Below are 10,218 nucleotides of genomic sequence, written 5' to 3'. Positions count from 1 at the left end.
GCCCCGATTGCGCGTGATGAAGATTCCATTATCACGAGACGGGTTGCCAAAGGTGGGAAATACGCCCATACGTCTTACAAAGTTGTAGCGTCTTATAGAAATATTCACCTAGTCGATATTCGCCTGCATACTGGGCGAACTCATCAGATACGAGTGCATTTTTCTCATATCGGTTTTCCTTTGTTGGGAGACGATCTCTATGGAGGCAGCCTAGACGATGGGATTCAGCGCCAGGCTCTGCATTGTCATTATTTATCTTTTTATCATCCCTTTCTAGAGCAAGATTTGCAGCTAGAAAGCCCCTTACCGGATGATTTCAGCAATCTTATTACTCAGTTATCAACTAATACTCTTTAAAAATTGTTTGGAGTATAATTTATTTTCTTAAAGGAGAAAACTCATGGAAGTTTTTGAAAGTCTCAAAGCCAACCTGGTTGGCAAAAATGCTCGTATCGTTCTCCCTGAAGGGGAAGAGCCACGTATTCTCCAAGCGACAAAACGCTTGGTAAAAGAAACAGAAGTAATTCCTGTTTTGCTTGGAAATCCTGAAAAAATTAAAATTTATCTTGAAATTGAAGGAATCATGGATGGTTATGAAGTCATTGACCCTCAACACTATCCTCGATTTGAAGAAATGGTTGCTGCTTTAGTAGAGCGTCGTAAGGGCAAAATGACTGAAGAAGAAGCGCGCAAAGTTTTGGTTGAAGATGTCAACTACTTTGGTGTGATGCTAGTCTACTTGGGCTTGGTTGACGGTATGGTATCTGGTGCGATTCACTCAACTGCCTCAACAGTTCGCCCAGCCCTACAAATCATCAAAACTCGTCCAAACGTAACTCGTACTTCAGGTGCCTTCCTTATGGTACGTGGTACAGAACGTTACCTATTTGGAGACTGTGCCATTAACATCAATCCAGATGCAGAAGCCTTGGCTGAAATCGCGATCAATTCAGCAATCACAGCTAAGATGTTTGGTATTGAACCTAAAATTGCCATGCTAAGCTATTCTACTAAAGGTTCAGGTTTTGGTGAAAGTGTTGATAAGGTAGTGGAAGCTACAAAAATTGCTCACGACTTGCGCCCTGACCTTGAGATTGATGGTGAATTGCAATTTGACGCTGCCTTTGTTCCTGAAACTGCAGCTCTTAAAGCTCCAGGAAGTAATGTAGCTGGTCAAGCAAATGTCTTTATCTTCCCAGGTATCGAAGCCGGAAATATCGGTTACAAGATGGCTGAGCGCCTTGGTGGTTTTGCGGCTGTAGGACCTGTTTTGCAAGGTTTGAACAAACCAGTTAACGACCTTTCTCGTGGATGTAATGCAGATGATGTGTACAAGTTGACCCTTATCACAGCAGCTCAAGCAGTTCATCAATAAGATTTAGTCCTCTTTCCCATGGGAAGAGGCTTTTTAGTACTGAGAAAAGGACAGTTAGAAGCTTCTATGTTATACTAGATATATGTTAGATTTGAAAGAATACGGTATCGTCATGTGGCCAGAGGAGAAGATCATTTCTTTTCGTGAGAAACTCCTCAATTGGTATGATGAAAACAAGCGAGATTTACCTTGGAGGAGAAGTAAAAATCCTTATCACATCTGGGTATCTGAAATCATGCTCCAGCAGACCAGGGTGGATACAGTTATTCCATACTACGAGCGATTCTTGGACTGGTTTCCAACTGTTGAAAGTCTGGCGAATGCGCCTGAAGAGCGTCTGTTGAAGGCTTGGGAGGGATTGGGCTATTATTCTCGAGTGCGCAATATGCAGACTGCAGCCCAGCAGATTATGGCTGATTTTGGTGGTCAATTTCCAAACACCTATGAAGGAATATCTTGCCTGAAAGGGATTGGCCCTTATACTGCGGGAGCTATTTCCAGTATCGCTTTTAATTTGCCTGAGCCAGCGGTCGATGGCAATGTCATGCGAGTTTTGGCACGCTTGTTTGAGGTTAATCATGATATCGGAGTTCCCAGCAATCGAAAGATTTTCCAAGCTATGATGGAAATCTTGATTGACCCGAAACGACCAGGTGACTTTAACCAAGCTCTGATGGATTTAGGTTCTGACATAGAGGCACCAGTTAACCCTCGACCAGAAGAAAGTCCTGTTAAGGATTTTAGCGCAGCCTATCAGAATGGAACTATGGATGTATATCCGATTAAGGAACCCAATAAAAAGCCTCTCCCAATTTATCTCAAGGCTTTGGTTGTACGCAATGACCATGGTCAATATCTACTTAAGAAAAATGAAAGCGAGAAACTGCTAGCCGGTTTTTGGCATTTCCCCTTGATCGAAGTTGATGATTTCTCAAGTGATGACGATCAGCTAGATCTCTTTTCACAAGTCAAAGAGGAAAGCAGAGTATTTGGGCCAAGTCCTCAAGAAAACTTTGAGCAAGATTATGATTTAGAAGTGAATTGGTCCCAGCAAGTATTTGATCAGGTCAAGCATGTATTTAGTCATCGGAAATGGCATATTCAAATCCTAGCTGGTCAAGTAGCGGAAACAAAACAGTTTTCGGACAGAGAAATTCGCTGGGTTTCTCCTCAGGAGTTTTCTGATTATCCACTTGCGAAGCCTCAACAAAAAATTTGGCAGGCTTATAAAACAGTTCTTGAAGATGAAGGCTTACAGTAGCCATTTGTGCCTTCTTTGCATTTTTTTGTTATAATAGATAGAGAAAAGGTGATAAAATGAAAAAAATATTAATTGTAGATGATGAGAAACCAATCTCAGATATTATTAAGTTTAATATGGCCAAGGAAGGTTATGAAGTCGTTACAGCCTTCAATGGTCGTGAGGCAATCGAGCTATTTGAAGCTGAGCAACCAGATATTATTATCCTCGACTTGATGCTACCTGAAATTGATGGTTTAGAAGTTGCTAAAGCTATTCGTAAGACTAGTAGTGTGCCGATTATCATGCTATCAGCTAAGGATAGCGAGTTTGACAAGGTTATTGGTTTGGAGTTAGGTGCAGACGATTATGTTACAAAACCTTTCTCAAACCGTGAGTTGCAGGCTCGTGTCAAGGCCCTGCTTCGTCGTACAGACCTAGTTTCTGTGGATAGCCAAGAGTCTGATGAGAAGAAGGCGCAACCGTTACAAATCGGTGATTTGGAAATCGTTCCAGATGCTTACGTGGCTAAGAAATATGGTGAGGAATTAGATTTGACCCACCGTGAGTTTGAACTCTTGTATCACTTGGCATCTCATATTGGTCAAGTGATTACGCGTGAACACTTGCTTGAGACTGTATGGGGTTATGACTATTTTGGTGATGTTCGTACTGTGGATGTGACCATTAGACGCTTGCGTGAGAAAATAGAAGACACTCCAAGTCGTCCAGAGTACATTCTCACACGTCGTGGTGTTGGATACTATATGAGAAATAATGATTGAAGATATTAGACAAACTATTCTGACCAGCGATTTTATCTTTATCCTGATTTTACTTGGCTTTATCCTGGTGGTGACCTTGCTGTTACTGGAAAATCGTCGGGATAATATCCGTCTAAAGGAGATAAATCAAAAGGTTAAGGACTTGATTGCAGGTGATTATTCTCAAGTTTTGGACTTGCAAGGAAGTACAGAAATCACCAATATCACCAATAATCTGAACGATTTGTCAGAAGTTATTCGCTTGACCCAAGAAAATCTGGAACAAGAGAGTAAACGATTGAACAGTATTCTTTCTTACATGACAGATGGCGTTCTTGCGACCAATCGCCGTGGCCAGATTACCATGATCAATGATATGGCCAAGAAACAGCTCGGTGTGCAGAAAGAAGATGTTCTGAATAAAAGCATCCTCGAATTGCTTAAGATAGAAGATGAGTATGAGCTGCGTGACCTGATTACACAGATTCCTGAGTTGACGATTGACTCCCAGGATGTGAATGGTGAATATCTAAGCCTTCGTGTACGTTTTGCTCTGGTTCGCCGTGAGTCAGGTTTCATCTCTGGTTTGGTTGCCGTTTTACATGATACGACCGAACAGGAGAAGGAAGAGCGTGAGCGAAGACTCTTTGTTTCGAACGTGAGTCACGAGTTGCGAACTCCTTTGACCAGTGTTAAATCTTATCTTGAAGCCTTGGATGAGGGAGCTCTGTATGATCCTGTTGCTCCTGATTTTATCAAGGTTTCACTCGATGAAACCAACCGTATGATGCGGATGGTGACAGATCTCTTGCATCTCTCTCGTATTGATAATACGACAAGTCAGCTAGATGTGGAATTGATTAATTTTACAGCATTCATCACTTTTATTCTCAACCGCTTTGATAAGATGAGAAGTCAAGATGACGAGAAAAAATATGAACTTGTCAGAGATTACCCTATTAATTCAGTTTGGATCGAGATTGATACCGATAAGATGACTCAGGTGATTGATAATATTCTTAACAATGCCATCAAGTACTCACCAGATGGTGGGAAAATCACTGTCAGCATGAAAACCACTGATGACCAGATGATTTTATCTATCAAAGACCAAGGTCTAGGTATTCCAAAGCAAGATTTGCCAAAGATTTTTGACCGTTTCTACCGTGTGGATCGTGCAAGAAGCCGGGCTCAAGGTGGAACTGGTCTAGGTCTGGCCATCGCAAAAGAAATCATCAAACAACACAATGGCTTTATTTGGGCAAAAAGTGAATACGGTAAGGGATCGACCTTTACCATTGTGCTCCCTTATGATAAGGATGCCGTAAAAGAAGAAATATGGGAGGACGAAATAGAAGACTAGAATGAGTGAAAAAGGCTTTAAATACAGTATTTTAGCATCAGGTTCCAGTGGAAATTCCTTTTATCTGGAAACCCCAAAAAAGAAAATCCTAATAGATGCGGGCTTGTCTGGTAAGAAAATTTCAAGTCTGCTAGCTGAAATCAATCGCAAACCTGAAGATCTGGATGCGATTCTGATTACGCATGAGCATTCAGACCATATCCACGGAGTCGGTGTCTTGGCTCGCAAATATGGCATGGATCTTTACGCCAATGAAAAGACTTGGCGGGCTATGGAAAATAGTAAGTATCTCGGCAAGGTTGATTCTTCACAAAAGCATATCTTTGAAATGGGCAAAACCAAAACCTTTGACGATATCGACATTGAGAGTTTTGGTGTTAGCCATGATGCGGCAGCGCCACAGTTTTACCGCTTTATGAAAGACGACAAGAGCTTCGTCATGTTGACCGATACAGGTTATGTTAGTGACCGTATGGCTGGAATAGTCGAAAATGCTGACGGTTACCTCATCGAGTCCAACCACGATGTAGAGATTTTGCGAGCAGGATCTTACGCTTGGCGTCTCAAACAGCGAATTCTATCGGATCTCGGTCACCTTTCCAACGAAGACGGTGCTGAGGCCATGATTCGTACAATGGGAAATCGGACTAAGAAAATCTATCTTGGGCATTTATCCAAAGAGAACAATATCAAGGAGCTGGCTCATATGACTATGGTCAACCAGCTAGCCCAAGCGGATCTGGGAGTCGGAGTAGACTTTAAAGTTTATGATACCTCACCAGATACTGCAACACCATTGACAGATATATAAAAAAGAAGGCGGGTGCCTTCTTTTGTTTTGTATTTTATTAGGGATTTAGTGTGGTATAATGATTAAAAAAACTAAAGGAGTAGCAGTGTGAAGAGAAAATGGTTATTAAAGGATTACTATGACACAACGATTATAATACTTGCATTGATATCCGTTGTCCTTGTCTTGCTTGGATTTGCTGAGATGATTGATTTGGATAGTCCACCCTACAGTATTATTGACTTGCTACTTTGGTTTGTTTTTGTGGTAGATTATGGTTGGCGCTTCTTTTCAAGTAAAGAAAAATGGAGATTTGTACTTGAAAATATCTTCGACTTGCTAGCTATCCTTCCTTTGAATGCTATTTTTACAGTATTTCGATTAGGGCGAATCTTCCGCCTAACAAGGCTGACAAAATTACTGAAACTAACTCGTCTTTTAAGAGTCGTTGGATTGACTGGCAAGTTGGAAAAGAAGGTTGGAAAACTCTTACGAACAAATGGCTTACTTTATATTTTCTATCTCAATTCCTTTATTGTACTGGTAGGTAGTTCAATTTTATCTGTTGTTGAAGAAAAATCATTCTCAGATAGTCTTTGGTGGGCGCTTGTGACTGTAACGACTGTTGGTTATGGAGATATTGTTCCTGCGTCGATTTTTGGGAAGTGGTTAGCTGTTTTACTAATGCTTGTTGGTATTGGCACAATAGGGATGTTAACGAGTGCCTTGACAAACTTTTTTGTAAAGGATAATTCAGATGATCAGATAAAGTTTGATAAACTCCAAGACGAATTAATAACTCAAAGATTATTACTAGAGAAACAATCTGAGAAGATAGAAGAACTGCATAGAATGATACAAGACTTGCTTGAAAAAAAGTAATTTAGACTATACAAAAACCACTCGATGAGTGGTTTTTTTACAATCCAGCAAATTCCTTGATTTCTTGTGCTGACATGGAAGAGTCGCAACGGACATTGATTTGGCCATCTGTGATGTGAACAAAGCCTGGTACGGTTGGAATTCCATAACGTGAGCGGAATTCTTGCAATTCATTGAGTTGACTTGCTTCTTCACTGTTGATGAAGTAGATGTGAGCTTTAGTTTCAGCTACGACACCTGCCAAGGTACCAGCAAATTTACGGCAGTAAGGGCAAGTTTTGCGACCGATAAAGAAGGTTGCAGTTTCTTTCTTATCAAGAGCTTCTTGCGCACGCGCAACTGTAGTGACTTCAAGGTCTTTAATGTTTTCTAAAAATTGTTCCATGAGATTACCTCGCTTTCATTGATAAGTCTAGTATGCCATAAAGTTTCTAAAAATGCTCAGATTTGATACGAAAAAAGATGAGATTGGTTGGTCTCATCTTTTATAATTTCTTATTTTACAAACGCATTGATTTCTGCTTCGATGTTGGCAATCTTAGCTTGTGAATCTTCATTGCTTTCACCCACAACAGCAATGTAGAATTTGATTTTTGGTTCTGTACCTGAAGGGCGAACTGCAATCCATGAACCGTCAGCAAGTGTGTATTTCAAAACATCACTTGGAGGAGTTGTCAAGTTTGTAACAGTACCATCAGCAGCAGTAGCAGTTTGAGCCTTGAAGTCTTCTACGACAGTGATAGCTGTTGTGTTCCATTCTTTTGGAGCATTGTTACGGAACTTAGCCATAATCGATTTGATTTGTTCAGCACCATCAACACCAGAAAGGGTAACAGAGATAGTCTTTTCAGCGTAGTAGCCGTATTCTTTGTAGATTTCTTCGATACCGTCAGCAAGTGTCAAACCACGTGAACGGTAGTAGGCAGCAAGTTCAGCAACGACAAGAACAGCTTGAATAGCATCTTTATCACGTACGAATGGTTTAATCAAGTAACCGAAGCTTTCTTCAAATCCCATCATGTAAGTGTGATTGTGTTTTTCTTCAAATTCTTGGATTTTTTCAGCGATAAATTTGAAACCTGTCAAAACGTTGAACATGGTTGCGCCGTAGCTTTCAGCAATCTTCGTTACCAAGTCAGTTGATACGATGGATTTGCAGAGGGCTGCATTTTCAGGAAGAGTTCCAGCATTTTTGTGGGCTTCCAAGATGTATTTAGCCATGATAGCGCCGATTTGGTTACCTGAAAGGTTGAGGTAGCTACCATCTTTTTGAAGAACTTCAACACCAACACGGTCAGCGTCAGGGTCAGTTGCAACAAGCACATCTGCACCAACTTGACGACCAAGTTCTTCAGCAAGGGCAAAGGCTGCTTGGCTTTCTGGGTTTGGAGATTTTACAGTAGAGAAATCAGGGTCTGCAGTTGCTTGTGCTTCAACAACTTGAACAGAGTCAAATCCTGCTTGAGCAAGAGCACGACGAGCCAACATTTCACCCGTTCCATGAAGTGGTGTGTAGACAATCTTCATGTCTTTACCGAATTCTTCAATCAATGTTGGGTTGATGTTTACGTCTTTAACTTCTTTAAGGTATTCTGCATCAACAGCTTCGCCGATAACTTCAATCAAGCCAGAAGCTTTTTCAGCTTCGACATCAGCAACTTCCACAGCGAATGGATTTTCGATAGCACGAATATAAGTAGTCAAAGCGTCTGCATCGTGTGGAGGCATTTGTCCACCGTCTTCTCCGTAAACCTTGTAACCGTTAAATGGAGCAGGGTTGTGACTGGCAGTAATCATGATACCTGCGAAACAGTTGAGGTGACGAACTGCAAATGAGAGTTCTGGAGTTGGACGGAGGCTTTCAAATACGTAAGATTTGATACCATGTTTTGCAAGAACTGCCGCAGATTCAAAGGCAAACTCAGGTGAGAAGTGACGGCTATCATAGGCAATCGCCACACCACGTTCTTTTTCGTTTCCACCTTTTGACTCAATCAAACGAGCCAAACCTTCGGTAGCTTGACGAACAACGTAGATGTTGATGCGGTTTGTACCAGCACCGATCAAACCACGCATACCAGCAGTACCAAATTCAAGATTGGTATAAAAGGCATCTTCCTTAGTTTTTTCGTCCATATTGATTAAGTCTTGGCGAAGGTAGTCTGGAAGGTCAGCAAAATCGACCCATTTTTGATAATTTTCTTGGTAAGTCATAGAGTGTCTCCTTTGTTTATTTGCTTTAATCGCTTTCATTATATCACGATTTGACATTTTAGTAAAACGTTAGCATAACTTAAAATGTAGGAAATTTACTTATGCACTTTAGCCTGAAAATGGTGGGTACCATGCTAACTTATACTAAGTTAGGGATGAAAATTAATTATTAGATTCTTTATAACATGAAAGTTTATGATTCATTTTGTGGGTTTGTTGAAGAAAAAAATCAAAAAATATTGTTATATTCTATTCTTTTTATAAAGAATCCTTTAATGTATCAAACGAACAAATAGAAAAATTTAAGTTAAAACTCTATAAATTTAAGATATTTTGAAAATATCTGGTTTCTGTTTTGATTTTTATTCTGCGTATGGTAAAATATAGTAAATCATTAAAGGAGAATCCATTATGAAAAAAATTCTTAAGCATTCTGCTTTGCTTTTATCAACTTTAGCACTGGTTGCCTGTGGAGCTCAAAAAAAAGCAAGCGACAATGGTACAGCTTCAAACTCCAACTTTGAGGTTTCTGTAAAAGACGGTATGTATGTATTGCCTAAAGATGAGGATTCATCATCAACATACCTTGCACTTCAAGTCGAAATCAAGAACAATCGCGATAAACAGTTTAGTTTTACTAGCCAAGATATCACGCTTTATAATGAAAAAGATGAAAAATTACAACCAATTCAAATCTACGAAAGCGACAGTAAAACGAAATTTATGTCATATGGTGACAGTCTTTCTAAAGGAAAGAGTGTTGCTGGTTATGTAGTGTATGAGGTCGACAAGAATGCTAAGTATGAACTCCACTTCGCACCTAGCTTTTATGATGACATCAAAGAGAATTCTAAAAAGAATAACGATGTAGCAATCAAGGTGGATCCAAGTCAGTATGAAGACAATATTGATGAAGCGAAAGATGTAATGAAAAAATATGTCGATGCTGTTTACCTTAATGGGGAAAGTTCTGGTGGTGGAACGAACCTAAGTGCTACTGATAATAAGTCGCAAGTTGTTGCGCTTGCTGATGATAAAAAATCTTCTGATGGTGATGCTGAATTTACAAACGATGTGAAGGCTGATAGAGAAGAATTCATCAAGAAATTTGTAGAATCATTCGGAAAAGGTTTCTATAACTACAAACCTTCAGATGCCGAGCTTCGTACATTTGCTGAGGCGTATATCAAAGCAAACTCTAAACGAGCAAAAATTGATTACAAAGTTAAAACATACTTGCCTGATTACGCTGTTATCTATGTAAGACCTGAAACGATTGACTTGGACAACTTGAATGTCTATGAATTGAGCAGTAAATTCTATGACGAAAACAAAGGTAAGTACAGCAGCTACTCAGAGGCTATGAAAGCCGGTGAGAAGTACATCTTAGAAAACGCGCCAAGCCAATTTGAATCTACTCCTCTAGATACTAGTGATAGTATGAGAAAAGAGGGATATGAAATCAAAATGACGAAGAAAGATGGTAAATGGACCATTGATACCTCTTCTAAGAATTACGACTTAAACGATATGGCTCGCACATTCCGTGGAGGCATTGGATATTAAGCTAAAAAAAGTTCGAGTGTTAAC

10 protein-coding genes are annotated in these 10,218 nt (G+C 40.0%); 8 read left to right on the top strand and 2 right to left on the bottom strand.

Features of this window, described 5'->3' with window-relative positions; genetic code table 11:
* The 7 genes from SORDD27_RS10235 to SORDD27_RS03870 all read left to right on the top strand — a co-directional run.
* The coding region (locus SORDD27_RS10235; RefSeq protein WP_231069288.1) for an RluA family pseudouridine synthase at positions 1–357 on the top strand (357 nt) is incomplete at its 5' end.
* Positions 358–400: 43 nt separating this feature from the next.
* Positions 401–1,375, top strand: coding sequence for a phosphate acetyltransferase (gene pta, locus SORDD27_RS03895; protein ID WP_033629713.1), 975 nt, complete (start codon positions 401–403; stop codon positions 1,373–1,375).
* 82 nt (positions 1,376–1,457) lie between these two features.
* On the top strand, positions 1,458–2,636 hold the full coding sequence (mutY, locus tag SORDD27_RS03890) for an A/G-specific adenine glycosylase (RefSeq protein ID WP_061427447.1): 1,179 nt from the start codon (positions 1,458–1,460) through the stop codon (positions 2,634–2,636).
* 56 nt (positions 2,637–2,692) lie between these two features.
* Positions 2,693–3,400: a response regulator YycF gene (gene yycF / locus SORDD27_RS03885; RefSeq protein ID WP_061427445.1), complete on the top strand. Its 708-nt coding sequence runs from the start codon at positions 2,693–2,695 to the stop codon at positions 3,398–3,400.
* Positions 3,393–4,742 carry a cell wall metabolism sensor histidine kinase VicK gene (vicK, locus tag SORDD27_RS03880; protein WP_000568721.1) on the top strand — a complete coding sequence of 450 codons (1,350 nt, stop codon included), beginning with the start codon at positions 3,393–3,395 and terminating at the stop codon, positions 4,740–4,742. Before yycF ends, vicK begins: the two co-directional genes overlap by 8 nt.
* Position 4,743: 1 nt before the next feature.
* On the top strand, positions 4,744–5,553 hold the full coding sequence (locus tag SORDD27_RS03875; protein WP_061427444.1) for an MBL fold metallo-hydrolase: 810 nt from the start codon (positions 4,744–4,746) through the stop codon (positions 5,551–5,553).
* Between the two features lie 87 nt (positions 5,554–5,640).
* The gene (locus tag SORDD27_RS03870; RefSeq protein WP_061427442.1) at positions 5,641–6,414 is read left to right on the top strand and encodes a potassium channel family protein; all 774 of its coding nucleotides are present in this window, start codon (positions 5,641–5,643) and stop codon (positions 6,412–6,414) included.
* 37 nt (positions 6,415–6,451) lie between these two features.
* Here SORDD27_RS03870 and SORDD27_RS03865 read toward each other — a convergent pair whose 3' ends face one another.
* On the bottom strand, positions 6,452–6,799 hold the full coding sequence (locus SORDD27_RS03865; protein WP_000434655.1) for a DUF6568 family protein: 348 nt from the start codon (positions 6,797–6,799) through the stop codon (positions 6,452–6,454).
* A gap of 110 nt (positions 6,800–6,909) precedes the next feature.
* On the bottom strand, positions 6,910–8,628 hold the full coding sequence (locus SORDD27_RS03860) for a phospho-sugar mutase (protein WP_061427440.1): 1,719 nt from the start codon (positions 8,626–8,628) through the stop codon (positions 6,910–6,912).
* 411 nt (positions 8,629–9,039) lie between these two features.
* Here SORDD27_RS03860 and SORDD27_RS03855 point away from each other — a divergent pair, with 411 nt between their 5' ends.
* Positions 9,040–10,194, top strand: a complete 1,155-nt coding sequence (locus tag SORDD27_RS03855) for a DUF4352 domain-containing protein (protein ID WP_061427439.1) — start codon at positions 9,040–9,042, stop codon at positions 10,192–10,194.
* The last annotated feature ends 24 nt before the right edge of the window (positions 10,195–10,218 follow it).

Source organism: Streptococcus oralis (assembly GCF_001579025.1).
Classification (GTDB): Bacteria; Bacillota; Bacilli; order Lactobacillales; family Streptococcaceae; genus Streptococcus; species Streptococcus oralis_X.
Note: the sequence above shows the minus strand (reverse complement) of the source record. Positions and strands in the feature narration are given on the sequence as shown.